Below are 26,042 nucleotides of genomic sequence, written 5' to 3' on the forward strand. Positions count from 1 at the left end.
CCACAGCCCGTAGACCACCGCCGGGGTTCGCCCCGGTCCAGCTCGAGAAGACACGGAGACGTAGTGCCTACGATCCAGCAGCTCGTCCGCAAGGGGCGGACCTCGAAGGTCGGGAAGTCCAAGACTCCCGCCCTCAAGGGTTCCCCGCAGCGGCGTGGTGTGTGCACGCGTGTGTACACCACCACCCCCAAGAAGCCGAACTCCGCACTGCGCAAGGTCGCACGCGTGAAGCTGTCCTCGCAGGTCGAGGTCACCGCGTACATCCCCGGTGTCGGCCACAACCTCCAGGAGCACTCCATCGTGCTCGTCCGCGGCGGCCGTGTGAAGGACCTCCCCGGTGTCCGCTACAAGATCGTCCGTGGCGCACTCGACACCCAGGGCGTCAAGAACCGCAAGCAGGCTCGCAGCCGCTACGGCGCCAAGAAGGAGAAGAGCTAATGCCTCGTAAGGGCCCCGCCCCGAAGCGGCCGCTCATCGTCGACCCTGTCTACGGTTCCCCGGTCGTCACGCAGCTCATCAACAAGGTCCTCCTGGACGGCAAGAAGTCGACCGCCGAGGCGATCGTCTACGGTGCCCTCGAGGGTGTCCGCGCGAAGACCGACGGCGACCCCGTCGTCGTCCTCAAGCGTGCGCTCGAGAACGTGCGCCCGGCCCTCGAGGTCCGCTCTCGCCGTGTCGGTGGCGCGACCTACCAGGTCCCCGTCGAGGTGCGCCCCACGCGTTCCACGACGCTCGCGCTGCGCTGGCTCACGGACTACTCGCGCGCCCGTCGCGAGAAGACCATGACCGAGCGCCTCATGAACGAGATCCTCGACGCGAGCAACGGCCTCGGTGCCGCGGTCAAGCGTCGCGAGGACATGCACAAGATGGCCGAGTCCAACAAGGCCTTCGCGCACTACCGCTGGTAGTCCGACCGACCGGCCCTGGGGGTTCACCCCCGGGGCCGTCGGCGGGTCCAGCCGGCCTCTCGGTCGAAGCATCGCCCCCGACTCAACCCACACAAAGGGGAAGTACCCGTGGCACACGACGTGCTGACCGACCTGAACAAGGTCCGCAACATCGGCATCATGGCCCACATCGATGCCGGTAAGACCACGACCACCGAGCGCATCCTGTTCTACACCGGGGTGAACTACAAGATCGGTGAGACGCACGACGGCGCGTCGACGACCGACTGGATGGAGCAGGAGAAGGAGCGCGGCATCACGATCACGTCTGCCGCCGTGACCTGCTTCTGGAACAAGAACCAGATCAACATCATCGACACCCCGGGCCACGTGGACTTCACGGTCGAGGTCGAGCGCTCCCTGCGCGTGCTCGACGGCGCTGTTGCTGTCTTCGACGGCAAGGAGGGCGTCGAGCCCCAGTCCGAGACCGTCTGGCGCCAGGCCGACAAGTACAACGTCCCGCGCATCTGCTTCGTCAACAAGATGGACAAGCTCGGCGCGGACTTCTACTTCACGGTCGACACCATCGTGAACCGCCTCAAGGCCAAGCCGCTGGTCATCCAGCTGCCGATCGGCTCGGAGAGCGAGTTCACGGGCGTCGTCGACCTGCTCGAGATGCGCGCGCTCGTCTGGCGCGGCGAGACCAAGATGGGCGAGGCCTACGAGATCGAGGAGATCCCCGCGGACCTCCTCGAGAAGGCCAAGACCTACCGTGCCGAGCTCGTCGAGAACGTCGCCGAGGCCGACGAGGAGCTTCTCGAGAAGTACCTCAACGGTGAAGAGCTGACGATCGCGGAGATCAAGTCCGCGATCCGCAAGCTCACCGTCTCGGGCGAGGCCTTCCCCGTCCTGTGCGGCTCCGCGTTCAAGAACAAGGGCGTCCAGCCGATGCTCGACGCGGTCATCGACTACCTCCCCTCGCCCCTCGACGTCCCGGCCATCAACGGTCACGACGTCAAGGACGAGGAGAAGATCGTCGAGCGCCACCCCGACGCCACGGAGCCCTTCGCGGCCCTGGCGTTCAAGGTCGCCTCGCACCCGTTCTTCGGCAAGCTGACGTACGTCCGCGTCTACTCCGGCCAGGTCACGCCGGGCACCCAGGTGCTCAACGCGACCAAGGGCAAGAAGGAGCGTCTGGGCAAGATCTTCCAGATGCACTCCAACAAGGAGAACGCGGTCGAGCTCGGCAGCGCCGGCCACATCTACGCGTTCATCGGCCTCAAGGACACGACGACCGGTGACACCCTGTGTGACATCGCGAACCCCGTGGTCCTCGAGTCGATGACCTTCCCGGAGCCCGTCATCGACGTGGCCATCGAGCCCAAGACGAAGGCCGACCAGGAGAAGCTCTCGGTCGCCATCCAGAAGCTCGCCGAGGAGGACCCGACCTTCCGCGTCAAGCTCGACGAGGAGACCGGCCAGACCGTCATCGGCGGCATGGGCGAGCTCCACCTCGACATCCTCGTCGACCGCATGCGTCGCGAGTTCAACGTCGAGGCGAACGTCGGCAAGCCGCAGGTCGCGTACCGCGAGACCATCCGCCGCGCGGCGGAGAAGATCGACTACACGCACAAGAAGCAGACCGGTGGTTCGGGTCAGTTCGCCAAGGTGCAGGTCACCTTCGAGCCTCTCGACCTGACCGAGGGCGGCGAGCTCTACGAGTTCAAGAACGCCGTCACCGGTGGTCGCATCCCGCGTGAGTACATCCCGTCGGTCGACGCCGGTATCCAGGCCGCCCTCCAGCTGGGTGTCCTCGCCGGCTTCCCGCTCGTGGGCGTGAAGGCTACGCTCATCGACGGCGCGTACCATGATGTCGACTCCTCGGAGATGGCATTCAAGATTGCCGGCTCGATGGTCCTCAAGGAGGGCGTCAAGCGGGCGGACCCGGTTCTGCTGGAGCCGGTCATGGCGGTCGAGGTGCGTACGCCCGAGGAGTACATGGGCGACGTGATCGGTGACCTCAACTCTCGTCGCGGCATGATCCAGTCCATGGAGGACGCGACGGGTGTCAAGGTCATCCGTGCTCAAGTACCGTTGTCCGAGATGTTCGGGTACATCGGCGACCTGCGGTCCAAGACCCAGGGTCGTGCTGTGTACTCGATGTCATTCGACAGCTATGCCGAGGTCCCTCGGAACGTTGCCGAAGAGATCATCAAGAAGACCCGGGGCGAGTGAGTCCCCACAGGTCGAAGACCCTGTAACAACCATCAACCTGTAGCGACCCGCACGCCCCGCAGATGTCTTGTGCATCTGCATCGTTCGGCACAACTACCCAAGTCCCAGGAGGACCCCAGTGGCGAAGGCCAAGTTCGAGCGGACCAAGCCGCACGTCAATGTCGGCACCATCGGTCACGTCGACCACGGTAAGACGACCCTGACGGCAGCGATCTCCAAGGTGCTGCACGACAAGTACCCGGACGTGAACCCCGAGTTCAAGTTCGACGAGATCGACAAGGCTCCGGAAGAGAAGCAGCGCGGTATCACGATCAACATCGCGCACATCGAGTACGAGACGGAGAAGCGTCACTACGCTCACGTCGACGCTCCCGGGCACGCCGACTACATCAAGAACATGATCACCGGTGCCGCTCAGATGGACGGCGCGATCCTCGTGGTCGCGGCGACCGACGGCCCCATGGCCCAGACGCGTGAGCACGTTCTGCTCGCCCGCCAGGTGGGTGTCCCCTACCTGCTGGTCGCGCTGAACAAGTCCGACATGGTCGAGGACGAGGAAATCCTCGAGCTCGTCGAGATGGAGGTGCGTGAGCTCCTCTCGTCGCAGGGCTTCGACGGCGACGAGGCCCCCGTGGTCCGCGTCTCCGGTCTGAAGGCTCTCGAGGGCGACCCCGAGTGGGTCAAGTCCGTCGAGGCGCTCATGGAGGCCGTGGACGAGAACGTCCCCGAGCCCGTCCGTGAGCTCGACAAGCCCTTCCTCATGCCTGTCGAGGACGTCTTCACGATCACCGGTCGTGGCACCGTCGTCACCGGCAAGGTCGAGCGCGGCACCCTCGCGGTCAACTCCGAGGTCGAGATCGTCGGCATCCGCAACCCGCAGAAGACCACGGTCACGGGTATCGAGACGTTCCACAAGCAGATGGACGAGGCTCAGGCCGGCGACAACACCGGTCTGCTGCTCCGCGGCATCAAGCGCGAGGACGTCGAGCGCGGCCAGGTCGTCGTCAAGCCGGGTTCGATCACCCCGCACACCGACTTCGAGGCTCAGGTCTACATCCTGGGCAAGGACGAGGGTGGGCGTCACAACCCGTTCTACTCGAACTACCGTCCGCAGTTCTACTTCCGCACCACGGACGTCACCGGCGTCATCACGCTGCCCGAGGGCACCGAGATGGTCATGCCTGGTGACAACACCGAGATGACGGTCGCGCTGATCCAGCCGATCGCCATGGAGGAGGGCCTCGGCTTCGCCATCCGTGAGGGCGGCCGTACGGTCGGTTCGGGCCGTGTCACGAAGATCATCAAGTGATCTTCTGACCACCTGATCCACCCCGGCAGCTCCTGAGCCTCGCGCTCGGGGAGCCGGGGTGGATTGACCGAAGGGCCCGGGTACCGCAAGGTACCCGGGCCCTTCGTCGTCCCCGGACGCCTGGCCGGCCGTGCCTGACCCGGACGCCGACGGCGCGCCGCGACGCCGGCGTCCTCGCGTACTGGTGCCGGTGGGCCTGATGTCGAAGGTCGAGCTGCCAGGGACCGCCCGCGGACGTCGAGTCGCCTGACGAGCCGGTGGGCGCCGTCGCTCCGTGCGGTCGCGGGCGAGAGGGCAGAGCGAGGCTCCATCGAGCGACTCACCGCCGGCCTGGGGTCGTGTCCGGTCGTGCGAGGCGCCTCGAGCGGGGGCGTGCGGGGCGGATCGGCAGGTTCCGGCGGTGTGATCTCCCACCGATCTGGAATCTGGTGGGGGCGTCGTCGCGTCGCATCGATGCAGGTGAGGCGCGCGTGGGCGGTCCATGGTTCCCAATGCCGGGCCGATCGCGGGTGTGAGGGCGGTCACTTCGTCCTGCGAGGCCCGTCCGGGCGGTTACCCTAGAGGGACCGACAAGCCCGCACTGCGCGTGAGCGTGTCGGTCGGAGCGTGGGGACAGTCCCTCTGAGGGCAGAGTCACACGCACCATGATTGGTCTTCCACGGCTTCCTGTGGCAGACTGTTCAGGTTGCCTGTTACGGGTGCGCTCTTTCATGTGTCGAACAGTGTGTTGAACCGCTAAGCATGCGGACCTCGGTATTCCGGGGTTGCCGCGGGTTGAACTCTCTGTCGATACGGATCGAGGACCCCGCGGAGCTCAGGTTCTGCACAGGCTCGACAACGTTGTGAACGGCTGTGACGCCGTCGGGCGCCAGAAGTTGGCCCGATGCGTGAGCGGTTCACATATCCAACGGCCCTGCACCGTTCCTCGGTGCGTGCGCTGGGTAGGTCGCGATAGGCGACACGCCCGAGCGCGGGGGTCGGACAGCTAGCGGTTCGAGAGAGAGAGTCAGACGACGCCATGGCGGGACAGAAGATCCGCATCCGGCTCAAGTCCTACGACCACGAGGTGATTGACAGCTCGGCGCGCAAGATCGTCGACACTGTCACCCGCGCTGGTGCAACGGTCGTGGGCCCGGTGCCGCTGCCGACGGAGAAGAACGTCTTCTGCGTCATCCGGTCGCCTCACAAGTACAAGGACAGCCGCGAGCACTTCGAGATGCGCACGCACAAGCGGCTTATCGACATCATCGATCCCACTCCGAAGGCCGTCGACTCGCTCATGCGTCTCGACCTGCCTGCGGACGTGAACATCGAGATCAAGCTCTGAGGCGGGAGGACAACATGACTACCCCCCAGCAGAACGAGCGGCCCGTCACGGCCGTGCTCGGCACGAAGCTCGGCATGACCCAGCTCTGGGACGAGGCCGGTCGCCTGGTTCCCGTCACGGTCGTTGCCGTGGGCACGAACGTCGTGACCCAGGTCCGTACCGACGAGGTCGACGGCTACAGCGCGGTCCAGCTGGCTGCAGGCCAGATCGACCCGCGCAAGGTCACGAAGCCCCTCAAGGGTCACTTCGAGAAGGCCGGCGTCACGCCGCGCCGTCACGTGACCGAGGTCCGCACGACCAACGCCGGTGAGTACACCCTCGGCCAGGAGATCACCGCGGAGGTCTTCACGGCCGGCGCGAAGGTCGACGTCCAGGGCACCACCAAGGGCAAGGGCACGGCCGGTGTCATGAAGCGTCACGGCTTCCACGGCGCGCCTGCCTCCCACGGTGCACACCGTAACCACCGCAAGCCTGGTTCGATCGGTGGGGCCTCGACCCCGGGTCGAGTCTTCAAGGGCGTGCGCATGGCTGGTCGCATGGGTTTCGACCAGCAGACCACGCAGAACCTGACCGTCCACGCGGTCGACGCAGAGAAGGGTCTGCTGCTCGTCAAGGGCGCAGTGCCCGGCCCCAAGGGCGGCGTCGTCCTCGTGCGTAGCGCCGTGAAGGGAGCATGACACTCATGGCAGCTCTCACTGTTGACGTCCTCGACGCCACGGGCAAGAAGGCCGGCACCGCCGAGCTTCCCGCCGAGGTGTTCGACGTCCAGACGAACGTCCCGCTGATCCACCAGGTTGTCGTCGCGCAGCTCGCTGCAGCCCGTCAGGGCACGCACGACACCAAGAGCCGCGGCGAGGTCCGCGGTGGTGGACGCAAGCCGTACAAGCAGAAGGGCACCGGCCGCGCCCGTCAGGGTTCGACCCGTGCGCCTCAGTTCGCCGGCGGTGGGGTCGTTCACGGCCCGACGCCGCGCGACTACAGCCAGCGCACCCCCAAGAAGATGAAGGCTGCTGCCCTGCGCGGCGCCCTCTCCGACCGGGCTCGTGCAGGCCGTGTCCACGTCGTGTCCGGCTTCGGGATCGACGGCCAGCCGTCGACCAAGGCCGCGATCTCCTCGCTCGCCAACCTCTCTCCCCGCAAGCACGTGCTCGTGGTGCTGGAGCGCGGCGACGAGCTGACGAGCAAGTCCCTCCGCAACGCGGAGCAGGTGCACCTCCTGGTCGCTGACCAGTTGAACACCTACGACGTGCTGGTCTCCGACGACGTGGTCTTCACCGAGGGCGCACTCGCTGCGTTCCTCGCCGGACCCGCCACGGGCTCGTCGGTCAAGGCCGTCGCGTCCGAGTCGGAAGCAGCTGACGAGGCCGAGGAGGCCGCGAAGTGACCGCCGTGACGAAGGACCCCCGCGACATCCTGCTCGCGCCGGTGGTCTCCGAGAAGAGCTACGGGCTCCTCGACGAGGGTAAGTACACCTTCCTCGTGGACCCGCGGGCCAACAAGACCGAGATCAAGATCGCTGTCGAGCAGATCTTCTCGGTCAAGGTTGCCTCCGTGAACACGATCAACCGCAAGGGCAAGACCCGGCGGACGCGTTTCGGACTGGGCAAGCGCAAGGACACCAAGCGTGCGATCATCACCCTCCGCGAGGGCACGATCGACATCTTCGGCGGGCCGGTCGGCTGAGGCCGGACGAGAGCAGATTGAGGACAGATCCCCATGGGAATCCGTAAGTACAAGCCGACGACGCCCGGCCGCCGCGGCTCGAGCGTTGCCGACTTCGTCGAGATCACGCGCTCGCAGCCGGAGAAGTCGCTGGTCCGTCCGCTCACCAAGAGCGGTGGCCGCAACAGCACCGGTCGCATCACCACCCGTCACAAGGGTGGTGGCCACAAGCGCGCATACCGAGTCATCGACTTCCGTCGTCACGACAAGGACGGCGTGCCCGCGAAGGTCGCTCACATCGAGTACGACCCCAACCGCACGGCACGCATCGCGCTCCTGCACTACGCGGACGGCGAGAAGCGCTACATCATCGCGCCGAACAAGCTGAAGCAGGGCGACGTCATCGAGAACGGCGCCGGCGCCGACATCAAGCCCGGCAACAACCTGCCGTTGCGCAACATCCCGACCGGTACGGTCATCCACGCCATCGAGCTCAAGCCCGGTGGCGGCGCGAAGATCGCCCGTTCGGCTGGTGCCTCCGTGCAGCTCGTCGCCAAGGACGGACCCTACGCCCAGCTGCGTATGCCGTCCGGTGAGATCCGCAACGTCGACCTGCGCTGCCGCGCGACGGTCGGCGAGGTGGGCAACGCCGAGCAGTCGAACATCAACTGGGGCAAGGCCGGCCGTATGCGTTGGAAGGGCAAGCGCCCCTCCGTCCGTGGTGTCGCCATGAACCCGATCGACCACCCTCACGGTGGTGGTGAAGGCAAGACCTCCGGTGGACGTCACCCGGTCAGCCCCTGGGGCCAGGCCGAAGGTCGTACCCGCCGTCCCAACAAGCCGAGCGACAAGCTGATCGTGCGTCGTCGCCGTACCGGCAAGAAGCGCTGATAGGAGCCTGACAGATGCCACGCAGCCTGAAGAAGGGCCCCTTCGTCGATGGACACCTTCAGAAGAAGGTGGACGTCCAGAACGAGAAGGGGACCAAGAACGTCATCAAGACCTGGTCCCGTCGGTCGGTCATCACGCCCGACTTCCTCGGTCACACTTTTGCCGTGCACGACGGACGCAAGCACACTCCGGTGTTCGTCACCGAGTCGATGGTTGGCCACAAGCTCGGCGAGTTCGCACCCACCCGGACCTTCCGCGGCCACGTGAAGGACGACAAGAAGGGCCGTCGTCGCTGATCTGCGTGCAGACGCAGATCAAGAGACGACGACTCCGAACGTCATGACGAGACAAGAAGGCAGGACAGCAATGGAAGCCAAGGCGCAGGCGCGGTTCGTCCGTGTCACGCCCCAGAAGGCCCGGCGCGTCGTGGACCTCATCCGTGGCAAGCAGGCCACCGAGGCCGTCGCGGTGCTGAAGTTCGCACCGCAGGCCGCGAGTGAGCCCATCCGCAAGGTCGTGGAGAGCGCGATCGCGAACGCACGGGTGAAGGCCGACCGCGCGAGCGTGGCATTCGACGAGCAGGAGCTCGTCGTTGCCCAGGCGTTCGTGGACGAGGGCCCGACCCTCAAGCGGTTCCGGCCTCGCGCTCAGGGGCGCGCGAGCCAGATCCTCAAGCGGACGAGCCACATCACCGTGGTTCTCGTTCCGCGCGAAGACACGAAGGGAAGGGCCCGATAGTGGGACAGAAGGTTCACCCGCACGGGTACCGCCTCGGCATCACCACCGACCACCGGTCGCGTTGGTTCGCCGACAGCACCAAGCCCGGACAGCGGTACCGCGACTACGTCCGTGAGGACGTCCAGATCCGCAAGCTCATGGCCACGGGCCTCGAGCGTGCCGGCATCTCCAAGGTCGAGATCGAGCGCACCCGCGACCGTGTTCGTGTGGACATCCACACCGCACGTCCGGGCATCGTCATCGGCCGCCGTGGCGCAGAGGCAGACCGCATCCGCGGCGAGCTCGAGAAGCTCACGGGCAAGCAGGTCCAGCTCAACATCCTCGAGGTCAAGAACGCTGAGATCGATGCTCAGCTCGTGGCCCAGGGGATCGCGGAGCAGCTCGCGAGCCGCGTGTCCTTCCGTCGTGCGATGCGCAAGGGCATGCAGTCCGCGCAGCGCGCCGGCGCCAAGGGCATCCGTGTCCAGTGCTCGGGTCGTCTCGGCGGCGCCGAGATGAGCCGCTCGGAGTTCTACCGCGAAGGCCGTGTGCCGCTGCACACGCTCCGCGCGAACATCGACTACGGCTTCTTCGAGGCCCGCACCACCTTCGGCCGTATCGGCGTCAAGGTGTGGATCTACAAGGGCGACATGACCGAGAAGGAGTTCGCTGCGCAGCAGGCGACCGCCGCTCCCCGCCAGGGCCGTGGTGGCCCCCGCGGTGGCGACCGTCCTGACCGTGGTGGAGACCGTCGCGGTGCTGGTCGTCGCAACGAGCGTCCGGCACAGTCCGAGGCACCTGCAGCTGCAGGGGCGGAGGCACCTGTCGCCGAGAAGGCTCCTGAGTCCGGAACGGAGGCCTGAGCATGCTGATCCCGCGCAGGCTGAAGCACCGCAAGCAGCACCACCCCTCGCGCTCCGGCGCCTCGAAGGGTGGCAACCAGATCGCGTTCGGCGAGTTCGGCATCCAGGCTCTCGAGCCTGCGTACGTCACGAACCGCCAGATCGAGGCTGCTCGTATCGCGATGACCCGCCACATCAAGCGAGGCGGAAAGGTCTGGATCAACATCTACCCGGACCGTCCGCTGACCAAGAAGCCGGCGGAGACCCGCATGGGTTCTGGTAAGGGTTCGCCCGAGTGGTGGATCTCCAACGTCAAGCCCGGCCGTATCATCTTCGAGCTGGCCGGTGTACCGGAGCCCCTGGCTCGCGAGGCCATGCGCCGCGCGATCCACAAGCTCCCGATGAAGTGCCGTTTCGTGGTGCGCGAGGGTGGTGGCAACTGATGGCTATCGGAACCAAGGAACTGGGTTCGAGCGAGCTGGACACGTTCGATGACGAGAAGCTCGTCGCCGAGCTGAAGAAGGCCAAGGAGGAGCTTTTCAACCTCCGCTTCCAGTCGGCCACCGGTCAGCTGGAGAGCCACGGTCGCCTGAAGGCCGTGCGTCGCGACATCGCGCGGATCTACACGATCCTGCGTGAGCGCGAGCTCGGTATCCGTACCGCACCGAGCGTGAGTGAGTGAGGCTGGAATGAGCGAGAACGCAACGAACGCCGCACCGGTGACCGAGACGGCCGCTGACCAGCGCGCCAACCGCAAGACGCGGCGCGGCTACGTGGTGAGCGACAAGATGGACAAGACCGTCGTGATCGAGGTCGAGGACCGGGTCAAGCACCCGCTCTACGGCAAGGTCATCCGGCGCACGAGCAAGGTCAAGGTCCACGACGAGCAGAATGCTGCCGGCGTCGGTGACCTCGTCCTTATCATGGAGACCCGCCCGCTGTCCGCGACCAAGCGGTGGCGCCTGGTGGAGATCCTCGAGAAGGCCAAGTAGGCCCTGCGGCCTACCAGGTCGTGACGGGCGGGGTCCCGCCCGTCACGACCGGTCTCGGGCCGCACCAAGGTGCGGCAACCAGTAGACAGGGTGGCGGTACCCCGCCGCGCCTGGCCGGTTCACCCGCAAGGGACCCGGCACTGACAGCTATCCGTTCGGCAAGGCTCGCTCAGCGAGAACCGGCTCGACGACAGGAGTTCATTACATGATCCAGCAGGAGTCGCGACTTCGCGTCGCCGACAACACGGGTGCGAAGGAGATTCTCTGCATCCGTGTTCTCGGTGGTTCGGGCCGTCGCTACGCCGGAATCGGCGACGTCATCGTCGCAACCGTCAAGGACGCTATCCCCGGCGGCAACGTGAAGAAGGGCGATGTCGTGAAGGCGGTCATCGTCCGCACCGCCAAGGAGCGCCGTCGTCCGGACGGTTCCTACATCAAGTTTGACGAGAACGCGGCCGTGATCCTCAAGAACGACGGCGAGCCCCGTGGCACGCGCATCTTCGGCCCCGTGGGCCGCGAGCTGCGCGACAAGCGGTTCATGAAGATCATCTCGCTGGCTCCGGAGGTGCTCTGAACATGGCGAAGATCAAGAAGGGCGACCTGGTGGTCGTCATCTCTGGCAAGGACCGCACCCAGCAGGGTCGCGTGCTCGAGGTCCTCACGGACTCCGACCGCGTGATCGTCGAGGGCATCAACCGCGTCACGAAGCACACCAAGGTGGGTCAGTCCCAGCGTGGGACGCGTACCGGTGGCATCGAGGTCGTCGAGGCGCCGATCCACGTGAGCAACGTGATGGTCGTCGACCCGGAGACCAAGAAGGGCACCCGCGTCGGGTACCGCACCGAAGAGGTCGAGCGTGACGGCCGTACGCGTAACGTCCGCGTGCGCGTCGCCAAGCGTTCCGGTAAGGACATCTGATGAGCACTGAACTGCAAGCCCCGGAGATCGCGCGTCTCAAGCAGCGCTACCGCGACGAGATCGTCGCCGGCCTCCTCGAGGAGTTCGGCCACGAGAACGTCAACCAGGTTGCACGACTGACGAAGATCGTCGTCAACATGGGTGTCGGCGACGCGGCCAAGGACTCGAAGCTCATCGAGGGTGCCATCCGCGACCTCTCGGCCATCACCGGCCAGAAGCCGCAGGTCACCAAGGCCCGCAAGTCCATCGCTCAGTTCAAGCTGCGTGAGGGCATGCCGATCGGCGCGCACGTCACGCTGCGCGGCGAGCGCATGTGGGAGTTCCTCGACCGCCTGCTGTCCATCGCGCTGCCGCGTATCCGCGACTTCCGCGGCCTGTCGCCCAAGCAGTTCGACGGACACGGCAACTACACCTTCGGTCTCACGGAGCAGTCGATGTTCCACGAGATCGACCAGGACAAGATCGATCGCGTCCGCGGTATGGACATCACGATCGTGACGACGGCGACGACCGATGACGAGGGCCGCTCCCTGCTGCGCCGTCTCGGCTTCCCCTTCAAGGAGCAGAACTGATATGGCGAAGAAGGCCCTGGTCAACAAGGCAGCCGCAAAGCCTAAGTTCGCGGTTCGCGCCTACACTCGCTGCCAGAAGTGCGGTCGCCCGCACTCCGTGTACCGCAAGTTCGGCCTGTGCCGTATCTGCGTTCGCGAGATGGCACACCGTGGCGAGCTTCCCGGCGTCACCAAGAGCAGCTGGTAACAACTACGTCGTAGGTCTGGCACGGTTCCCCTCGGGGAACCGGCCAGATACCCCGGCGAGGAAGGGCTGAAGCCCAATGACGATGACCGACCCGATCGCAGACATGCTGACCCGTCTGCGTAACGCGAACTCGGCTTACCACGAGACGGTTCAGATGCCGTTCTCGAAGCTGAAGTCGCACATTGCTGAGATCCTGCAGGCCGAGGGCTACATCTCCGGCTGGACCGTCGAGGACGCCCCCGTGGGCAAGTACCTCACGATCCAGCTGAAGTTCGGCCCGAACCGTGAGCGCTCCCTTGCTGGTGTGCGCCGCGTGTCGAAGCCCGGCCTGCGTGTGTACGCGAAGTCGACCAACCTGCCCAAGGTTCTCGGTGGCCTCGGCGTGGCGATCCTGTCCACGTCCTCCGGCCTCCTGACCGACCGTCAGGCAGCCAAGAAGGGCGTGGGCGGAGAAGTCCTCGCCTACGTCTGGTAATCGGAAAGGAGAGATACGCCATGTCTCGTATCGGCAAGATCCCCGTTCCGGTTCCCGCCGGAGTGGATGTCACGATCAGCGGCGCACTGGTGACGGTCAAGGGCCCGAAGGGTTCCTTGGAGCACACCATCCCCGCCCCCATCGAGGTCTCCCAGGACGCCTCCACCCTCGTGGTGACGCGCCCCAACGAAGAGCGCTCGTCGCGCGCTCTGCACGGCCTGACCCGCACGCTTCTCGCAAACCTGGTGACCGGTGTCACCGAGGGCTACGAGAAGAAGCTCGAGATCGTCGGTACCGGTTACCGCGTGACCGCGAAGGGCACTGACCTGGAGTTCGCTCTGGGCTTCAGCCACCCCGTCGTGGTGTCCGCGCCCGCTGGTATCACCTTCGCTGTCGAGTCCCCGACCAAGTTCTCGGTCGCGGGCATCGACAAGCAGCAGGTCGGCGAGGTCGCTGCGAACATCCGCAAGATCCGCAAGCCCGAGCCGTACAAGGGCAAGGGTGTGCGGTACGCCGGCGAGGTCGTCCGCCGCAAGGTCGGAAAGGCTGGTAAGTAACGATGGCTCTCAAGGTTCTCGGCAAGGGCAAGGCGGTCTCGCGCAAGCGCCGCCACCTCCGCCTGCGCAAGAAGATTGCCGGCACGGCTGCTCGTCCCCGCCTCGTGGTGACGCGCTCCGCGCGCCACATCACGGCGCAGATCGTGGACGACACGATCGGCCAGACCGTTGCTTCCGCTTCGACCATCGAGGGCGACCTGCGGTCGCTCGAGGGCGACAAGAGCGCGAAGGCCCGCAAGGTCGGCGAGCTCGTCGCAGAGCGTGCCAAGGCCGCTGGTGTCGACTCGGTCGTCTTCGACCGCGGTGGCAACAAGTACCACGGCCGGGTGGCTGCAGTCGCCGACGGGGCCCGCGAAGGCGGTCTGTCCCTGTGATGATGGCCGAAACCACCACCGTGTACACGGTACGGAAGCAAAGGATTCTCTGATGGCTGCAGGGCAGCGCAGCAGCACCGGCGCCCCTACGGGTGCCGCCAACGAGTCGACCGACCGCAACTCCGGAGGCCGGGGCGACGCTCGTCGCGACGGTCGCCGTGGTGACGGTCGCCGTGGTGACGCCGCCGAGAAGAATGCCTTCGTCGAGCGCGTCGTCACCATCAACCGCGTGTCCAAGGTCGTCAAGGGCGGCCGTCGCTTCAGCTTCACCGCGCTCGTCGTGGTGGGCGATGGCGACGGTACCGTCGGCGTCGGCTACGGCAAGGCGAAGGAAGTTCCCGCGGCGATCGCCAAGGGTGTCGAGGAGGCCAAGAAGAACTTCTTCAAGGTTCCCCGCATCCAGGGCACCATTCCTCACCCCATCCAGGGCGAGGCAGCCGCCGGTGTCGTCTTCCTGCGTCCGGCCGCTCCGGGTACCGGTGTTATCGCCGGTGGTCCGGTGCGCGCCGTGCTGGAGTGCGCGGGCATCCACGACGTCCTGAGCAAGTCGCTCGGTTCGTCCAACGCGATCAACATCGTGCACGCAACGGTCGAGGCCCTGCGCAACCTGGAGCAGCCTGAGGCTGTTGCAGCGCGCCGTGGCCTGCCGCTCGAGGCAGTGGCTCCGGCCGCCCTCCTGCGTGCACGTGCAGCTGGGGTAGGTGCGTGATGGCTCGACTCAAGGTGACCCAGACGAAGTCCGCCATCGGCGGCAAGCAGAATCAGCGCGACACGCTGCGCACTCTGGGCCTCAAGCGGATCGGCGACACCGCCGTGAAGGAGGACCGCCCGGAGATCCGCGGCATGGTCGCAACGGTGGCGCACCTCGTCGCCGTTGAGGAGGTCGAGTGATCATGGCTGAGAAGGCCAAGAAGGAGACCGCGGTCGAGGCTTCGACCGACGCTCCCAAGAAGAAGGCTCCTGCCAAGAAGGCTGCTGTCGCCGAGGCCCCCAAGGCCGAGGCTCAGCAGACCGTCGGCGCTGGTGGCACCCTGAAGGTGCACCACCTCCGTCCGGCCCCCGGCGCCAAGAAGGCCAAGACCCGTGTGGGTCGTGGTGAGGCGTCGAAGGGTAAGACGGCCGGCCGTGGTACCAAGGGCCAGAAGGCTCGTTACCAGGTGCCGGAGCGTTTCGAGGGTGGTCAGATGCCGCTCCACATGCGTCTGCCCAAGCTTCGTGGCTTCAAGAACCCGTTCCGCACGGAGTACCAGGTCGTGAACCTGGACAAGCTCTCCGCGCTGTACCCCGAGGGTGGCTCCGTCACCGTCGAGGACCTGGTCGCCAAGGGAGCCGTCCGCAAGGGCGAGCTCGTCAAGGTGCTCGGCACGGGTGAGATCACCGTCAAGCTCGAGGTCGCGGTCGACGCGCTCTCTGGTTCCGCCAAGGACAAGATCCTTGCGGCCGGTGGCTCCATCTCGGAGAACTGATACGAAGGACAGGGCCGATAGCGCTATGCGCTGTCGGCCCTGTCTGCGTCTAGAGGCGTGGTAGCCGGTACCAGCCTCGCTCGGGGGAACGTAGAATCACTGCCGGTTGTCTCAAATTGCCGTCCATCGCGGCGCAGCGGCTAAGGTGCCCAGTGGCGTCCCGTGCCGGGTGCGTCACATCTCGCCGAACCCCGGCGACACGACATCCCGCCTCGAGCGGGCCAGGAGGATAGGTGCTCAGCGCATTCGCCCGGGCTTTCCGGACACCTGACCTGCGGCGCAAGCTGCTGTTCACGATCGCCATCATGGCGATCTTCCGTGTGGGCTCGTTCATCCCTACCCCCGGCGTGGACTATGCCAACGTCCAGCAGTGCATCGCGGCCCAGGGGCAGAACGACCTCCTCGGAATGGTCAACCTGTTCAGCGGTGGAGCCCTGCTCCAGCTCTCGATCTTCGCGCTCGGCATCATGCCGTACATCACCGCGAGCATCATCGTGCAGCTGCTCCGCGTGGTCATCCCTCACTTCGAGGCTCTGCACAAGGAAGGTCAGTCCGGTACCGCGAAGCTCACGCAGTACACGCGCTACCTGACCATCGCCCTCGCGATCCTGCAGTCCACGACGGTCATCACGACCGCCCGCAGCGGCTTCCTCTTCCCGAACTGCCCGGTCGAGGTCATCCCGAACGACAGCTTCATGACCTCGGCCCTCATGGTCATCACCATGACCGCCGGTACCGGTCTGATCATGTGGCTCGGTGAGCTCATCTCGGAGCGCGGCGTCGGCAACGGCATGTCGCTCCTCATCTTCACCTCGATCGCCGCCAGCTTCCCCACGGCTCTGTGGTCCATCGCAGGTGGCGCCAACGGCGCCGTGAACTTCACCATCATGATCGCGGTCATCATCCTGGTGATCGGTCTCGTCGTCTTCGTCGAGCAGTCCCAGCGCCGAGTGCCGGTGCAGTACGCGAAGCGCATGGTCGGTCGCAAGATGTACGGCGGCTCCAGCACCTACATCCCGATCAAGATCAACATGTCGGGTGTCATCCCGGTCATCTTCGCGTCGTCGCTGCTCGCGGTCCCCGGTCTCATCGCCCAGTTCGGCGACGCGACGGCCGGATGGGTCCAGTGGGTCTCGAAGTACCTCGCGGACCCGGCCTCGCCGATCCACATCTCGATCTACGTGCTCCTGATCGTCTTCTTCTGCTTCTTCTACACGGCCATCACGTTCAACCCGGACGAGGTCGCCGACAACATGAAGAAGTACGGCGGCTTCATCCCCGGCATCCGTGCCGGCCGCCCGACGGCGGAGTACCTGGACTACGTCATCACCCGCATCACCTCCGCGGGTGCCATCTACCTCGCGCTCGTTGCGCTCATCCCGACGCTCGTCCTCGTCCTGCTGGGGGTGAGCACGAACATCCCGTTCGGCGGTAGCTCGATCCTCATCGTCGTGGGCGTCGGTCTCGAGACGGTCAAGCAGATCGACTCGCAGCTGCAGCAGCGTCACTACGAAGGGTTCCTCCGTTGACCTCAGAGTTGACTGCCGACGCTCAGCGTTCCGGCACGCGCTCCGCTCGCCTGATCATCATGGGTCCCCAGGGTGCAGGCAAGGGCACCCAGGCAGCTCGCCTGGCGGAGCACTACGGCATCCCTGCGATCTCCACGGGCGACATCTTCCGTGCGAACATCAAGGGCGGCACCGAGCTGGGTAGGCTCGTCCAGGAGTACACCGCGAAGGGTGAGCTCGTCCCGGACTCCGTGACGAACGAGATGGTCCGTGACCGTCTCGCCCAGGACGACGTGGCGCGCGGCTTCATCCTCGACGGCTACCCGCGCAACGCGGCGCAGGTCGTCGAGCTCGACGAGATCCTCGCGGACCTCGGCGTCCGCCTGGACGCCGTCCTCGAGCTCACCGCGGACCGTGACGAGCTCCTGGCTCGTCTGCGCAAGCGTGCGGAGATCGAGGGCCGCGAGGACGACACCGAGGAGGCCATCGCTCGGCGTCTGGACATCTACGCCGAGCAGACGGCTCCGCTGACGTCGGCCTACGCCGAGCGCGGTCTGCTCGCCCAGGTCGACGGCATCGGTGAGATCGACGACGTGACCACGCGTCTCGTCGAGGCGCTCGCGCCTCTCGTCGGCTGACCCGGGACGGTTGGAGCGAGAAGTGTTCGGCCGCGAGAAGATCGAGTACAAGACGGTCGACCAGGTGCGCACCATGCGCCGGGCGGGCCTGGTGGTCGCTGACGCGCTCGCCACGGTCCGCTCGGCGGTGCGTCCCGGCATGACGACCGCAGACCTGGACGCCCTGGCGGCGGCAGTCATCGGTGACGCCGGTGCCACCCCGTCGTTCCTGGGGTACCACGGTTACCCGGCGACGCTCTGCGTCTCGGTGAACGACGAGGTGGTGCACGGCATCCCCGGGACACGCGAGCTCCTCCCGGGCGACGTCGTCTCGGTCGACTGCGGCGCGATCGTCGACGGCTGGCACGGGGACTCCGCGTTCTCGTTCGTGCTGCCGGAGGCGGACGCCGCGGACGTCGCGCTCGTCGAGGCGACCGAACGGGCGCTCTGGGCGGGCATCGCCGCCCTGGCGACCGGCGAACGGCTCGGTGACGTCGGGAACGCGGTCGAGGACTCGATCGAGGCCTCGGCTGCCGCGGACGGCGTCGCGTACGGGATCATCGAGGAGTACGTCGGCCATGGCATCGGTACCTCGATGCACCAGCCGCCGGACGTCCTGAACTACCGGACGCGCGAGCGCGGCCCTCGGCTCAAGCCGGGCATGTGCCTCGCGATCGAGCCCATGGTGACGCGTGGCGAGCGCTTCACGCAGGTTCTCGAGGACGACTGGACGGTCGTCACCGACGACGGTGCTCGTGCTGCTCACTGGGAGCACAGCGTCGCGATCCTCGAGGACGGCATCTGGGTCCTGACGGCCCCTGACGGCGGTGCGGCCAAGCTGGCCGAGCTCGGCGTCACGATCGCCCCGCTCGACGCCTGACGGCCCGGAGAAGGCCTGAATCCGAGAAGATGGCCCGTCCCGACCCTTTCCGGTCCGGGGCGGGCCGTCGCTCGTCCGCCGTGCCGGCGGCGCATGCCCGACCCCTGCAGTCCGGGGTGACCGGGTGCACAGCCCCGCGGTTCCCTCGCGGTGATCCATGCCGTAGGATAGTCCGCTGGGTGTAGTCCGCGTTTCCCGTGCGAGTCGAACTGACCGACGACGGGCCGGACCACACACGACGTCCACTCACCGGTCCTCGTAGAGCACGGGTGCGTGGGAAGCAGTTCAGACGAGAGTTAGCGGAGGATATGGCAAAGAAGGACGGTGTCATCGAGATCGAGGGCAGCGTGGTCGAGGCCTTGCCGAACGCGATGTTCCGCGTGGAGCTGGCCAACGGGCACAAGGTTCTGGCTCACATCTCGGGCAAGATGCGACAGCACTACATCCGGATCCTCCCTGAGGACCGGGTGGTGGTGGAGCTGAGCCCGTACGACCTGTCCCGTGGCCGGATCGTCTACCGCTACAAGTAGTCGTCAAGAATCCACCACTCGAAACAACTGCTGCCGCAAGCCTGGGTTCGCCTGCGCGTGCGTGCGGCGGCGGAGGAACAGACTGATGAAGGTCAAGCCCAGCGTCAAGAAGATCTGCGACAAGTGCAAGGTGATCCGCCGGCACGGTCGCGTCATGGTGATCTGCGAGAACCTGCGCCACAAGCAGCGCCAGGGCTGAGTCCCCGGCGCTCCGGCGCACGGTGATCCAGGTCCGCGAGAGCGGACCGGTCGCCGGCACCCTCGGGTGCCAACCAGCGCATCACCACGAACCTCACGGTCGGGCCGCACAGGCCCACTGAGGGGAACCCCCGGCTCGGAGGCCGGGGCCCGCAGCTCCGCGGGAAGATGGTGCGGTAGACCTCCGAACGAAGTACAGAGGAGCCGAAAGGCACATGGCACGTCTTGTCGGCGTCGACCTCCCCCGCGAGAAGCGGCTCGAGATCGCGCTCACCTACATCTACGGCGTCGGCCGTACCCGCGCCCAGCAGACGCTGGCCGCCACCGGGATCTCCCCGGACGTTCGCGTGAAGGACCTCGGTGACACCGAGCTCGTCGCGCTGCGTGACTACCTCGAGGGCAACTACAAGCTCGAGGGTGACCTCCGCCGTGAGGTGGCTGCTGACATTCGCCGCAAGGTCGAGATCGGCTGCTACGAGGGCCTGCGTCACCGCCGCGGCCTGCCCGTCCGCGGGCAGCGCACCAAGACCAACGCGCGTACCCGCAAGGGACCCAAGCGCACCGTGGCCGGCAAGAAGAAGGCCCGCTAAGCAGTAGTCCGTGGGACGCGTGCCGCTCGCCTGAACCTCGAGTTCACCCGCGCAGCGCACGCCGACCCGGTCCGAACACCTCAGACCAGGAGAGAACTCAGAAATGCCTCCCAAGACTCGCGCCACCGCGGCTCGCAAGCCGCGCCGCAAGGACAAGAAGAACGTCCCTCACGGCCAGGCTCACATCAAGAGCACGTTCAACAACACGATCGTGTCGATCACGGACCAGACCGGTGCTGTCATCGCCTGGGCCTCGGCAGGCCACGTCGGCTTCAAGGGCTCGCGCAAGTCGACCCCGTTCGCCGCGCAGCTCGCTGCCGAGTCCGCGGCTCGCCGCGCCCAGGAGCACGGCGTCAAGAAGGTCGACGTCTTCGTCAAGGGCCCGGGCTCCGGTCGCGAGACCGCGATCCGCTCGCTCACGGCGACCGGCCTCGAGGTCGGCTCGATCCAGGACGTGACGCCCCAGGCTCACAACGGCTGCCGCCCCCCGAAGCGTCGCCGCGTCTGATCTTCCGCTTCGCTCGCCGTCGCGCCGCACCCGACCTCGTCGGGTCGGCGCGGCGGCGGGCGCAGCCACCTGGGCGGGTGGACAGAGTCCCGCCCCGGCACAGCGTTGCCCGTGATGCGTCATATGGCGGACGCACACTGAAAGGAACACACCAGTGCTGATCGCACAGCGCCCCACCCTGACCGAAGAGGTCCTCTCGGAGAACCGTTCGCGCTTCTCCATCGAGCCGCTCGAGCCTGGCTTCGGCTACACCCTCGGCAACTCGCTTCGTCGCACGCTGCTCTCGTCCATCCCGGGCGCTGCAGTGACCTCGATCCGTATCGACGGTGTGCTCCACGAGTTCACCACGGTGTCCGGTGTCAAGGAAGACGTCACCGAGATCATCCTCAACATCAAGAACCTCGTGGTCTCCTCGGAGAACGACGAGCCGGTCGTGATGTACCTGCGCAAGCAGGGTGCTGGCGCGGTCACCGCCGCGGACATCGTTCCGCCGGCGGGTGTGGAGGTCCACAACCCGGACCTGCACATCGCCACCCTCAACGACAAGGGCAAGCTCGAGATCGAGCTCACGGTCGAGCGTGGACGTGGCTACGTCTCCGCCAACCAGAACAAGTCCTTCGACGCCGAGATCGGCCGTGTTCCCGTCGACTCGATCTACTCGCCGGTCCTCAAGGTCACGTACAAGGTCGAGGCGACCCGTGTCGAGCAGCGCACCGACTTCGACAAGCTGATCGTCGACGTCGAGACGAAGCAGGCGATCTCCCCGCGCGACGCGCTGGCCTCGGCCGGCAAGACGCTCGTCGAGCTCTTCGGCCTCGCCCGTGAGCTCAACGTCGAGGCCGAGGGCATCGAGATCGGCCCGTCCCCGACGGACGCCGCTCTCGCCGCGGACCTGGCGCTCCCGATCGAGGAGCTCAACCTCACGATCCGTTCGTACAACTGCCTCAAGCGCGAGGGCATCCACCAGGTCGGCGAGCTCGTCGCTCGCAGCGAAGCAGACCTGCTGGACATCCGGAACTTCGGCGCGAAGTCCATCAACGAGGTCAAGGAGAAGCTCGCTGAGCTCGGCCTGAACCTCAAGGACTCGCCGCTGGACTTCGACCCCTCGACGGCCGACTACTACGAGGCCGACGAGGACGAGGCGACGTTCTCCGACGAGCAGCAGCAGTACTGACCTTCCGTGCGAGCGGCTCGGCCGCACGCACGATCCACTTCTAAGGAGCAAGATCAATGCCTACCCCCACCAAGGGTCCGCGGCTCGGCGGTGGCCCGGCTCACGAGCGTCTCATCCTCGCGAACCTGTCCACGGCGCTCTTCGAGCACGGCCGCATCACGACCACCGAGACCAAGGCCAAGCGCCTGCGTCCGCTGGCCGAGCGTCTCATCACGTTCGCGAAGCGCGGTGACCTGTCGGCTCGCCGTCGCGTCATGACCGTCGTTCGCGACAAGTCCGTCGTGCACACGCTCTTCACCGAGATCGCCCCGCAGATGGCGGAGCGCAACGGTGGCTACACGCGCATCACGAAGGTCGGCAACCGCAAGGGCGACAACGCCCCCATGGCCGTCATCGAGCTCGTGACCGAGCCCGTCAGCCCCAAGCAGGCTGTCGTCCGCGAGGCCGAGAAGGCCACGAAGAAGACCAGCAAGCCCAAGGCCGCCAAGGTCGAGGACGCGCCGGTCGTCGAGGACGCTCCCGTCGTCGAGGACACTCCGGCTTCCAAGGAGGACTGATCTCGCTCCGGCATAGCCGGACGGGTACCTCCTGAAGGGCCCGGCACCATCTGGTGCCGGGCCCTTCGCCATGCCCGACGGCGGAGCGCGCGTCGGGCGGTCATCGTCCCGCGGCGGACGGCTTCAGGCTGCGGTGGGTCCGTCCTCCAGCGAGACGACCGAGCACGGGCCTGAGGCGTCGGGACCAACGGGCCTCGGGCTCCGGCGACCATGAGCCGTCCACCGCCCCGCGTCGCGGGTCCGTTCGTCCTAGATTGGTCGACATGGCTCTCCCGGTGCTGTTCGTCCACGGCTCTCGCACGTCCCGCACCATGTGGCGCGCGCAGCTCGAGGCCATGGACCGTGCAGGTGTCGTGGCCGTCGCGCCGGACCTGCCGGGCCACGGCCGACGCATCGGCGAGCCGTTCACGCTCGAGGGTGCGGTGGCGACCGTCGCTCGTGCCGTGGACGACCTGGGCGGCCGGGCGCTCGTCGTCGGGCTCTCGCTCGGCGGGTACGTCGGGATCGAGCACCGCGCGCGGTTCCCCGAGCAGGTCGCGGGTCTCGTCGCCGCGAGCTGCTGCACAGTCCCCGGCTCGCCGCTGCGGGGAGCGTGGCGCGTCGCGGCCGACCGGATCGAGAAGCTGCCCGACAACGGCGCGGCGATCAACCAGGCGCTGGTCGACCGGACCCTGCCTGCAGCAGGGATCGTGGACATCGGGGCGGGCGGGTTCGCCCTGACGGCCATGACCGCGATCCTCGACGAGGTGGGCGCCTCGGACCCGCTCACGGCTCTGGCCGCGACCGGCTCGCCGGTGTGGTTCGTCAACGGCCGGTGGGACCACTTCCGCCTCGGCGAGCGCGAGTTCGTGGCGGCGGCCCGGGCGGGAGGGGCCACGGCCGAGCTCGTCGTGATCCCCGGGGCCAAGCACCTCGTGAGCCTGGACCGGCCCGTCGCGTTCAACCGGGCGGTCCTCGAGGCGTACGGGGAGGTCGCGGGGACGGAGTCGCAGCGGACCTGATCCCGCTGCCGGGACCGCCCGGTCCGCTCAGGCCAGGGGCAGGTCCCACGCCCGGGCCCCGCCCACGAGCGCGGCCGAGTTGGGGACGATCACGACATCGTCGCCGAGCCGTTCGAGCGCGGACGGCGTGATCTGGCGCGAGTTGCCCCCGCCGAGGTAGAGGCGGTCCCACCAGAAGACGGGGCGCAGGCCGTCGACGAGCGCCACGACGCGCCGCGACCACAGCCCGTTCCCGAGCCTGCGCCGCTCGACCTCGCCGATGTACTCGTCGTACGTGGTCCCGCGTCGTACCGGGGCATGCGACCACTCGAGGTGGGGTGCGAGGCGCCCTCCGTGGAAGAGCGCGGAACCGAGCCCCGTGCCGAGGGTCAGGACGAGCTCGAGGCCCGACGCCGCGATGACCCCGGCTCCGTGGACCTCGGCGTCGTTGAGGACGAGCGCGGGGATCCCGAGGCGCTCGCTCACGGCGGCCTGGACGTCGAAGCTGGCCCACTGCTCGGCGAGCGCCGGGTCGACCCTGCTCCGCGGGCCCGAGCGCGTGATGTAGTGCGGGGTGTGCACGACGACCCCGCGCCGGATCATGCCGGGCATGCCGACCGTGACACGTACGGCGGGGGGCAGGCGGTCGGCGATCTGCGCGATGACGTCGACCAGGAGCGAGGGCGGCAGCGGGTAGGGCGTGGGTACCCGCACCGCGGTCGCGTGCGCGGTCCCCGCGGCGTCGAGCACGTTGGCCTTGATGCCGCCTCCGCCGCAGTCCACCGCGAGGGTGCGCAGGTCGGCGGGGTCGGTCGCGGCGGGACGTTCGGGCATGTCTGCACACTAACGGGCGCTAGCGTAGGTGCACGTGACGAACGAGCAGCCGGTCCGCGTCCGCCTGGACCTCGCCTACCAGGGCACCGCCTTCGCGGGCTGGGCCCGACAGCCCGGTCTGCGGACCGTCGAGGGCGCCCTCGAGGACGGCCTGGGGCAGATCCTTCGCGGTGAACCGCCGCGCCTGACGGTCGCGGGGCGCACCGACGCGGGCGTGCACGCCCGCGGGCAGGTGGCCCACGTCGACCTCCCGCGGGCCGTGTGGGACGCGATGCCGGGCCGGTCGGACCGCGAGCCGGGGGAGGCGCTCGTCGCACGGCTCGGAGGAGTGCTGCCGGGGGACGTCGTGGTGCACCGGGCCTCCCGGGCGCCGGAGGGGTTCGACGCGCGCTTCTCGGCCCTCTACCGCAGCTACACGTTCCGGATCGTCGACGACCCGGCCCTGCGCGACCCGCTGCGTCGCGAGTGGGTCCTGTGGAACCGCAAGCCGCTCGACGCGGACGCGATGCACGAGGCGCTGCAGCCCTTGCTCGGTGTGCGCGACTTCGCGGCCTTCTGCAAGCCGCGTCCCGGCGCGACCACGATCCGCGAGCTCCAGCACCTGTCCTGGGAGCGCGCGACCGGCGGCCCCGACGAGGGGCTCGTCGTCGCGCACGTCCGCGCGGACGCCTTCTGCCACAACATGGTCCGGGCGCTCGTCGGGGCGTCGGTCGCCGTGGGGGAGGGGCGCCGCCCCGTCTCGTGGCCGGCCGAGGTCCTGGCGGCGAGGCGCCGGGACGCGGGGGCCGGCGTCGTGCCCCCGCACGGCCTGGTCCTCGAGGCCGTCACGTACCCGCCCGACGACGAGCTCGCGGCCCGCGCCGAGCGCGTGCGCGCGGTGCGCATGGACGAGGACGTGTGGGACGCGGGCACCGCGGCACAGGCCGCCGGAGCAGGGGCGTCCCCGACCTCGTAGCGCCGGCGTCCTGCGCCCCCGCAGGCCCGCCCCTACGGCTCCTCGACGATGTGGACCGCGGCCTCCTCGGCGCTCGCCGCGGCGCCGTCGATCCCGGCGTCGTCCGCGTACGTGTCGTTGACGCGCCCGTCGAGCGCGTCGGCGTCCGCCACGAGGCGGCCCGAGCGGGTCGTGTCGGGGCGGTCGAGAGGGTCGGTGTCCCAGTCCTCGGGCTCCTCGTCGGCGAGGCGCTGGTCGAGCGACTCGCCGTCCTCCTCGAGCCGTTCGGGGTGGGCGTAGGTCAGGGGTGCGCGCTCGGGTGGTGCGTACCCCTCGTCGAGCACGTCGTCGACGCCGCGGTCGACCAGGGTGTCGTCCTGCTGGAGCTGGTCGGAGTCGCCCTCGGTGCCGAGGGCCGGGTCTGTCCGGGTGGCCGGTGTGTCGTCGCTCATGTCTCCACACTCGCACCGGTGGCGCGTTCGTGCAGCCCACCGGGCGGATCCGGCCTCCTGCGGACTAGGCTCGGACCACGTGCGCCGCAGGACTCCCGGCGGGCGACCGTCCGAGGCGCCTGCGGTCACGTGCGTCCCGTGACGACGCCGTCCTCGACCCACGGGGCGGCCTGAACCAGGAGTCCCCATGGCATCGATCGACGACCTCCTGTCCGCCATCCCTCTCGACCAGCTCGCCGGCAGGCTCGGCGTGGACGAGGCGACCGCCCAGCAGGCGGTCACGACCGCGCTCCCCGCGCTGATCGGCGGGCTCCAGGCCAACGCGCAGGACCCGGCCGGGGCCGCGTCGCTCCGCAAGGCCCTCGGGCAGCACTCTCCCTCTCTCGTCGAGGGCGGCGTGAACCTCGACGACGTCGACACGGCCGACGGCGAGAAGATCGTCCACAACATCTTCGGCTCGAACGAGGAACAGGTGGTCGCGCAGCTCGCGGACAAGAGCGGCACGCAGTCGAACGTCCTGGCCTCGATCCTCCCGGCGCTCGCGCCCATCGCGCTGTCGTTCCTCGCCAAGCAGGTCGGGGGCAAGAGCGAGCAGCCGACCGGGACGCAGGAGGCCGCCGGGGGCGGCGGGATCGGCGACCTGCTGGGCGGGCTCCTGGGTGGCGGTCAGGGGGGCTCGGGCGGCGGTCTCGGGAGCATCCTGGGCGGGCTGGGCGGCCTGCTGGGCGGCGGCAAGCGCTGACCCCTGCCCGACGGCGGAGCGCACCCCGGGCGCACCGGCCCGCCCGGGGTGCGCCTCGCCGTCGGGCGTCGCGAGGGTGTCGCAGGCGAGCCCGCTCGCTGTCCGGGGCCCGGCGCCCGCGGCTGCC

The 26,042-nt window shown here is 67.8% G+C and carries 39 protein-coding genes; 37 read left to right on the top strand and 2 right to left on the bottom strand.

Annotation, left to right across the window (positions count from 1 at the left end):
• The first annotated feature begins 63 nt into the window (after positions 1-63).
• From rpsL to ASE27_RS17955, 35 genes are all read left to right on the top strand, one after another.
• Complete coding sequence (gene rpsL, locus ASE27_RS17785; protein WP_021479869.1) at positions 64-438, top strand: 30S ribosomal protein S12; 375 nt, start codon at positions 64-66, stop codon at positions 436-438.
• The gene (gene rpsG, locus ASE27_RS17790) at positions 438-908 is read left to right on the top strand and encodes a 30S ribosomal protein S7 (RefSeq protein WP_030151942.1); all 471 of its coding nucleotides are present in this window, start codon (positions 438-440) and stop codon (positions 906-908) included. Before rpsL ends, rpsG begins: the two co-directional genes overlap by 1 nt.
• Before the next feature lie 108 nt (positions 909-1,016).
• A complete protein-coding gene (gene fusA, locus ASE27_RS17795) occupies positions 1,017-3,122 on the top strand; it encodes an elongation factor G (protein ID WP_056653753.1) in 2,106 nt (701 codons plus the stop codon).
• Positions 3,123-3,240: 118 nt separating this feature from the next.
• The gene (tuf, locus tag ASE27_RS17800; RefSeq protein ID WP_056653755.1) at positions 3,241-4,431 is read left to right on the top strand and encodes an elongation factor Tu; all 1,191 of its coding nucleotides are present in this window, start codon (positions 3,241-3,243) and stop codon (positions 4,429-4,431) included.
• A 1,018-nt stretch (positions 4,432-5,449) separates the two neighbouring features.
• On the top strand, positions 5,450-5,758 hold the full coding sequence (gene rpsJ, locus ASE27_RS17805; RefSeq protein WP_012867945.1) for a 30S ribosomal protein S10: 309 nt from the start codon (positions 5,450-5,452) through the stop codon (positions 5,756-5,758).
• Positions 5,759-5,772: 14 nt separating this feature from the next.
• Positions 5,773-6,435: a 50S ribosomal protein L3 gene (gene rplC, locus ASE27_RS17810; RefSeq protein ID WP_056653758.1), complete on the top strand. Its 663-nt coding sequence runs from the start codon at positions 5,773-5,775 to the stop codon at positions 6,433-6,435.
• 5 nt (positions 6,436-6,440) lie between these two features.
• A complete protein-coding gene (gene rplD / locus ASE27_RS17815; protein WP_056653761.1) occupies positions 6,441-7,142 on the top strand; it encodes a 50S ribosomal protein L4 in 702 nt (233 codons plus the stop codon).
• On the top strand, positions 7,139-7,441 hold the full coding sequence (gene rplW / locus ASE27_RS17820; protein WP_056653763.1) for a 50S ribosomal protein L23: 303 nt from the start codon (positions 7,139-7,141) through the stop codon (positions 7,439-7,441). Before rplD ends, rplW begins: the two co-directional genes overlap by 4 nt.
• A 33-nt stretch (positions 7,442-7,474) precedes the next feature.
• Complete coding sequence (rplB, locus tag ASE27_RS17825; RefSeq protein ID WP_056653766.1) at positions 7,475-8,311, top strand: 50S ribosomal protein L2; 837 nt, start codon at positions 7,475-7,477, stop codon at positions 8,309-8,311.
• Positions 8,312-8,325: 14 nt separating this feature from the next.
• On the top strand, positions 8,326-8,607 hold the full coding sequence (gene rpsS / locus ASE27_RS17830) for a 30S ribosomal protein S19 (RefSeq protein ID WP_012867940.1): 282 nt from the start codon (positions 8,326-8,328) through the stop codon (positions 8,605-8,607).
• Between the two features lie 70 nt (positions 8,608-8,677).
• The gene (gene rplV, locus ASE27_RS17835; RefSeq protein WP_030151935.1) at positions 8,678-9,049 is read left to right on the top strand and encodes a 50S ribosomal protein L22; all 372 of its coding nucleotides are present in this window, start codon (positions 8,678-8,680) and stop codon (positions 9,047-9,049) included.
• Positions 9,049-9,891 (top strand): 30S ribosomal protein S3, encoded by an 843-nt coding sequence (gene rpsC / locus ASE27_RS17840; RefSeq protein WP_030151934.1) that lies wholly within the window; start codon positions 9,049-9,051, stop codon positions 9,889-9,891. Before rplV ends, rpsC begins: the two co-directional genes overlap by 1 nt.
• A gap of 2 nt (positions 9,892-9,893) precedes the next feature.
• A complete protein-coding gene (gene rplP, locus ASE27_RS17845) occupies positions 9,894-10,313 on the top strand; it encodes a 50S ribosomal protein L16 (RefSeq protein ID WP_056653770.1) in 420 nt (139 codons plus the stop codon).
• On the top strand, positions 10,313-10,552 hold the full coding sequence (rpmC, locus tag ASE27_RS17850) for a 50S ribosomal protein L29 (protein ID WP_056653772.1): 240 nt from the start codon (positions 10,313-10,315) through the stop codon (positions 10,550-10,552). Before rplP ends, rpmC begins: the two co-directional genes overlap by 1 nt.
• A 7-nt stretch (positions 10,553-10,559) precedes the next feature.
• The gene (gene rpsQ, locus ASE27_RS17855) at positions 10,560-10,862 is read left to right on the top strand and encodes a 30S ribosomal protein S17 (RefSeq protein ID WP_056653775.1); all 303 of its coding nucleotides are present in this window, start codon (positions 10,560-10,562) and stop codon (positions 10,860-10,862) included.
• A 205-nt stretch (positions 10,863-11,067) separates the two neighbouring features.
• The gene (rplN, locus tag ASE27_RS17860; protein ID WP_056653778.1) at positions 11,068-11,436 is read left to right on the top strand and encodes a 50S ribosomal protein L14; all 369 of its coding nucleotides are present in this window, start codon (positions 11,068-11,070) and stop codon (positions 11,434-11,436) included.
• A gap of 2 nt (positions 11,437-11,438) precedes the next feature.
• Positions 11,439-11,780 carry a 50S ribosomal protein L24 gene (gene rplX / locus ASE27_RS17865; protein WP_056653782.1) on the top strand — a complete coding sequence of 114 codons (342 nt, stop codon included), beginning with the start codon at positions 11,439-11,441 and terminating at the stop codon, positions 11,778-11,780.
• Positions 11,780-12,352 (top strand): 50S ribosomal protein L5, encoded by a 573-nt coding sequence (gene rplE / locus ASE27_RS17870; RefSeq protein ID WP_056653785.1) that lies wholly within the window; start codon positions 11,780-11,782, stop codon positions 12,350-12,352. Before rplX ends, rplE begins: the two co-directional genes overlap by 1 nt.
• Position 12,353: 1 nt before the next feature.
• A complete protein-coding gene (locus ASE27_RS17875; protein WP_012867931.1) occupies positions 12,354-12,539 on the top strand; it encodes a type Z 30S ribosomal protein S14 in 186 nt (61 codons plus the stop codon).
• A gap of 76 nt (positions 12,540-12,615) precedes the next feature.
• Positions 12,616-13,014 (top strand): 30S ribosomal protein S8, encoded by a 399-nt coding sequence (gene rpsH / locus ASE27_RS17880; RefSeq protein ID WP_030151928.1) that lies wholly within the window; start codon positions 12,616-12,618, stop codon positions 13,012-13,014.
• Positions 13,015-13,034: 20 nt separating this feature from the next.
• Positions 13,035-13,571: a 50S ribosomal protein L6 gene (gene rplF / locus ASE27_RS17885; protein ID WP_056653788.1), complete on the top strand. Its 537-nt coding sequence runs from the start codon at positions 13,035-13,037 to the stop codon at positions 13,569-13,571.
• Positions 13,572-13,573: 2 nt separating this feature from the next.
• Positions 13,574-13,945 (top strand): 50S ribosomal protein L18, encoded by a 372-nt coding sequence (gene rplR, locus ASE27_RS17890; protein ID WP_056653792.1) that lies wholly within the window; start codon positions 13,574-13,576, stop codon positions 13,943-13,945.
• Between the two features lie 52 nt (positions 13,946-13,997).
• Positions 13,998-14,654, top strand: coding sequence for a 30S ribosomal protein S5 (rpsE, locus tag ASE27_RS17895; RefSeq protein WP_056653795.1), 657 nt, complete (start codon positions 13,998-14,000; stop codon positions 14,652-14,654).
• Complete coding sequence (gene rpmD, locus ASE27_RS17900; protein ID WP_030151924.1) at positions 14,654-14,836, top strand: 50S ribosomal protein L30; 183 nt, start codon at positions 14,654-14,656, stop codon at positions 14,834-14,836. Before rpsE ends, rpmD begins: the two co-directional genes overlap by 1 nt.
• Before the next feature lie 2 nt (positions 14,837-14,838).
• Positions 14,839-15,411, top strand: a complete 573-nt coding sequence (gene rplO, locus ASE27_RS17905; protein WP_082609121.1) for a 50S ribosomal protein L15 — start codon at positions 14,839-14,841, stop codon at positions 15,409-15,411.
• A 233-nt stretch (positions 15,412-15,644) separates the two neighbouring features.
• On the top strand, positions 15,645-16,940 hold the full coding sequence (secY, locus tag ASE27_RS17910) for a preprotein translocase subunit SecY (protein ID WP_056653799.1): 1,296 nt from the start codon (positions 15,645-15,647) through the stop codon (positions 16,938-16,940).
• Positions 16,937-17,557, top strand: coding sequence for an adenylate kinase (locus ASE27_RS17915; RefSeq protein ID WP_255354269.1), 621 nt, complete (start codon positions 16,937-16,939; stop codon positions 17,555-17,557). The genes secY and ASE27_RS17915 overlap by 4 nt, the downstream gene beginning before the upstream one ends.
• A 22-nt stretch (positions 17,558-17,579) precedes the next feature.
• Positions 17,580-18,416, top strand: coding sequence for a type I methionyl aminopeptidase (gene map, locus ASE27_RS17920; protein ID WP_056653802.1), 837 nt, complete (start codon positions 17,580-17,582; stop codon positions 18,414-18,416).
• A 308-nt stretch (positions 18,417-18,724) separates the two neighbouring features.
• Positions 18,725-18,946, top strand: a complete 222-nt coding sequence (gene infA, locus ASE27_RS17925) for a translation initiation factor IF-1 (RefSeq protein ID WP_012867920.1) — start codon at positions 18,725-18,727, stop codon at positions 18,944-18,946.
• Positions 18,947-19,031: 85 nt separating this feature from the next.
• Positions 19,032-19,145 carry a 50S ribosomal protein L36 gene (gene rpmJ / locus ASE27_RS17930; protein ID WP_009740505.1) on the top strand — a complete coding sequence of 38 codons (114 nt, stop codon included), beginning with the start codon at positions 19,032-19,034 and terminating at the stop codon, positions 19,143-19,145.
• 214 nt (positions 19,146-19,359) lie between these two features.
• Positions 19,360-19,734 (top strand): 30S ribosomal protein S13, encoded by a 375-nt coding sequence (gene rpsM / locus ASE27_RS17935; protein ID WP_030151919.1) that lies wholly within the window; start codon positions 19,360-19,362, stop codon positions 19,732-19,734.
• Positions 19,735-19,837: 103 nt separating this feature from the next.
• Positions 19,838-20,242, top strand: a complete 405-nt coding sequence (gene rpsK, locus ASE27_RS17940) for a 30S ribosomal protein S11 (protein ID WP_056653805.1) — start codon at positions 19,838-19,840, stop codon at positions 20,240-20,242.
• A gap of 154 nt (positions 20,243-20,396) precedes the next feature.
• Positions 20,397-21,416: a DNA-directed RNA polymerase subunit alpha gene (locus ASE27_RS17945; RefSeq protein ID WP_056653808.1), complete on the top strand. Its 1,020-nt coding sequence runs from the start codon at positions 20,397-20,399 to the stop codon at positions 21,414-21,416.
• 56 nt (positions 21,417-21,472) lie between these two features.
• Complete coding sequence (gene rplQ, locus ASE27_RS17950) at positions 21,473-21,973, top strand: 50S ribosomal protein L17 (protein ID WP_056653812.1); 501 nt, start codon at positions 21,473-21,475, stop codon at positions 21,971-21,973.
• 263 nt (positions 21,974-22,236) lie between these two features.
• Positions 22,237-22,974 (top strand): alpha/beta fold hydrolase, encoded by a 738-nt coding sequence (locus ASE27_RS17955; RefSeq protein WP_056653815.1) that lies wholly within the window; start codon positions 22,237-22,239, stop codon positions 22,972-22,974.
• 27 nt (positions 22,975-23,001) lie between these two features.
• On the opposite strand, the gene ASE27_RS17960 is transcribed toward ASE27_RS17955, so the two are convergent.
• Positions 23,002-23,787 (bottom strand): ROK family protein, encoded by a 786-nt coding sequence (locus ASE27_RS17960; RefSeq protein WP_056653818.1) that lies wholly within the window; start codon positions 23,785-23,787, stop codon positions 23,002-23,004.
• Between the two features lie 34 nt (positions 23,788-23,821).
• On the opposite strand from ASE27_RS17960, the gene truA reads away from it, so the two are divergent.
• Positions 23,822-24,742 carry a tRNA pseudouridine(38-40) synthase TruA gene (gene truA / locus ASE27_RS17965; RefSeq protein WP_056653820.1) on the top strand — a complete coding sequence of 307 codons (921 nt, stop codon included), beginning with the start codon at positions 23,822-23,824 and terminating at the stop codon, positions 24,740-24,742.
• Between the two features lie 32 nt (positions 24,743-24,774).
• Here the strand turns inward: truA and ASE27_RS17970 are convergent, their stop codons facing one another.
• Positions 24,775-25,173, bottom strand: a complete 399-nt coding sequence (locus tag ASE27_RS17970) for a DUF5709 domain-containing protein (RefSeq protein ID WP_056653823.1) — start codon at positions 25,171-25,173, stop codon at positions 24,775-24,777.
• A 187-nt stretch (positions 25,174-25,360) separates the two neighbouring features.
• Between ASE27_RS17970 and ASE27_RS17975 the strand changes: the two genes are divergently transcribed.
• Positions 25,361-25,915, top strand: coding sequence for a DUF937 domain-containing protein (locus tag ASE27_RS17975; RefSeq protein WP_056653825.1), 555 nt, complete (start codon positions 25,361-25,363; stop codon positions 25,913-25,915).
• The last annotated feature ends 127 nt before the right edge of the window (positions 25,916-26,042 follow it).

It is taken from the genome of Oerskovia sp. Root918, from assembly GCF_001428945.1.
Taxonomy (GTDB): domain Bacteria; phylum Actinomycetota; class Actinomycetes; order Actinomycetales; family Cellulomonadaceae; genus Oerskovia; species Oerskovia enterophila.

Coding starts and splice junctions, on each gene's coding strand:
- rpsG (WP_030151942.1), top strand. CDS start 438: ATGCCTCGTAAGGGCCCCGCCCCGAAGCGGCCGCTCATCGTCGACCCT.
- rpsJ (WP_012867945.1), top strand. CDS start 5,450: ATGGCGGGACAGAAGATCCGCATCCGGCTCAAGTCCTACGACCACGAG.
- rplC (WP_056653758.1), top strand. CDS start 5,773: ATGACTACCCCCCAGCAGAACGAGCGGCCCGTCACGGCCGTGCTCGGC.
- rplD (WP_056653761.1), top strand. CDS start 6,441: ATGGCAGCTCTCACTGTTGACGTCCTCGACGCCACGGGCAAGAAGGCC.
- rplB (WP_056653766.1), top strand. CDS start 7,475: ATGGGAATCCGTAAGTACAAGCCGACGACGCCCGGCCGCCGCGGCTCG.
- rpsS (WP_012867940.1), top strand. CDS start 8,326: ATGCCACGCAGCCTGAAGAAGGGCCCCTTCGTCGATGGACACCTTCAG.
- rplV (WP_030151935.1), top strand. CDS start 8,678: ATGGAAGCCAAGGCGCAGGCGCGGTTCGTCCGTGTCACGCCCCAGAAG.
- rplP (WP_056653770.1), top strand. CDS start 9,894: ATGCTGATCCCGCGCAGGCTGAAGCACCGCAAGCAGCACCACCCCTCG.
- rpmC (WP_056653772.1), top strand. CDS start 10,313: ATGGCTATCGGAACCAAGGAACTGGGTTCGAGCGAGCTGGACACGTTC.
- rpsQ (WP_056653775.1), top strand. CDS start 10,560: ATGAGCGAGAACGCAACGAACGCCGCACCGGTGACCGAGACGGCCGCT.
- rplN (WP_056653778.1), top strand. CDS start 11,068: ATGATCCAGCAGGAGTCGCGACTTCGCGTCGCCGACAACACGGGTGCG.
- rplX (WP_056653782.1), top strand. CDS start 11,439: ATGGCGAAGATCAAGAAGGGCGACCTGGTGGTCGTCATCTCTGGCAAG.
- rplE (WP_056653785.1), top strand. CDS start 11,780: ATGAGCACTGAACTGCAAGCCCCGGAGATCGCGCGTCTCAAGCAGCGC.
- ASE27_RS17875 (WP_012867931.1), top strand. CDS start 12,354: ATGGCGAAGAAGGCCCTGGTCAACAAGGCAGCCGCAAAGCCTAAGTTC.
- rpsH (WP_030151928.1), top strand. CDS start 12,616: ATGACGATGACCGACCCGATCGCAGACATGCTGACCCGTCTGCGTAAC.
- rplF (WP_056653788.1), top strand. CDS start 13,035: ATGTCTCGTATCGGCAAGATCCCCGTTCCGGTTCCCGCCGGAGTGGAT.
- rplR (WP_056653792.1), top strand. CDS start 13,574: ATGGCTCTCAAGGTTCTCGGCAAGGGCAAGGCGGTCTCGCGCAAGCGC.
- rpsE (WP_056653795.1), top strand. CDS start 13,998: ATGGCTGCAGGGCAGCGCAGCAGCACCGGCGCCCCTACGGGTGCCGCC.
- rpmD (WP_030151924.1), top strand. CDS start 14,654: ATGGCTCGACTCAAGGTGACCCAGACGAAGTCCGCCATCGGCGGCAAG.
- rplO (WP_082609121.1), top strand. CDS start 14,839: ATGGCTGAGAAGGCCAAGAAGGAGACCGCGGTCGAGGCTTCGACCGAC.
- infA (WP_012867920.1), top strand. CDS start 18,725: ATGGCAAAGAAGGACGGTGTCATCGAGATCGAGGGCAGCGTGGTCGAG.
- rpmJ (WP_009740505.1), top strand. CDS start 19,032: ATGAAGGTCAAGCCCAGCGTCAAGAAGATCTGCGACAAGTGCAAGGTG.
- rpsM (WP_030151919.1), top strand. CDS start 19,360: ATGGCACGTCTTGTCGGCGTCGACCTCCCCCGCGAGAAGCGGCTCGAG.
- rpsK (WP_056653805.1), top strand. CDS start 19,838: ATGCCTCCCAAGACTCGCGCCACCGCGGCTCGCAAGCCGCGCCGCAAG.
- rplQ (WP_056653812.1), top strand. CDS start 21,473: ATGCCTACCCCCACCAAGGGTCCGCGGCTCGGCGGTGGCCCGGCTCAC.
- ASE27_RS17955 (WP_056653815.1), top strand. CDS start 22,237: ATGGCTCTCCCGGTGCTGTTCGTCCACGGCTCTCGCACGTCCCGCACC.
- ASE27_RS17960 (WP_056653818.1), bottom strand. CDS start 23,787: ATGCCCGAACGTCCCGCCGCGACCGACCCCGCCGACCTGCGCACCCTC.
- ASE27_RS17970 (WP_056653823.1), bottom strand. CDS start 25,173: ATGAGCGACGACACACCGGCCACCCGGACAGACCCGGCCCTCGGCACC.
- ASE27_RS17975 (WP_056653825.1), top strand. CDS start 25,361: ATGGCATCGATCGACGACCTCCTGTCCGCCATCCCTCTCGACCAGCTC.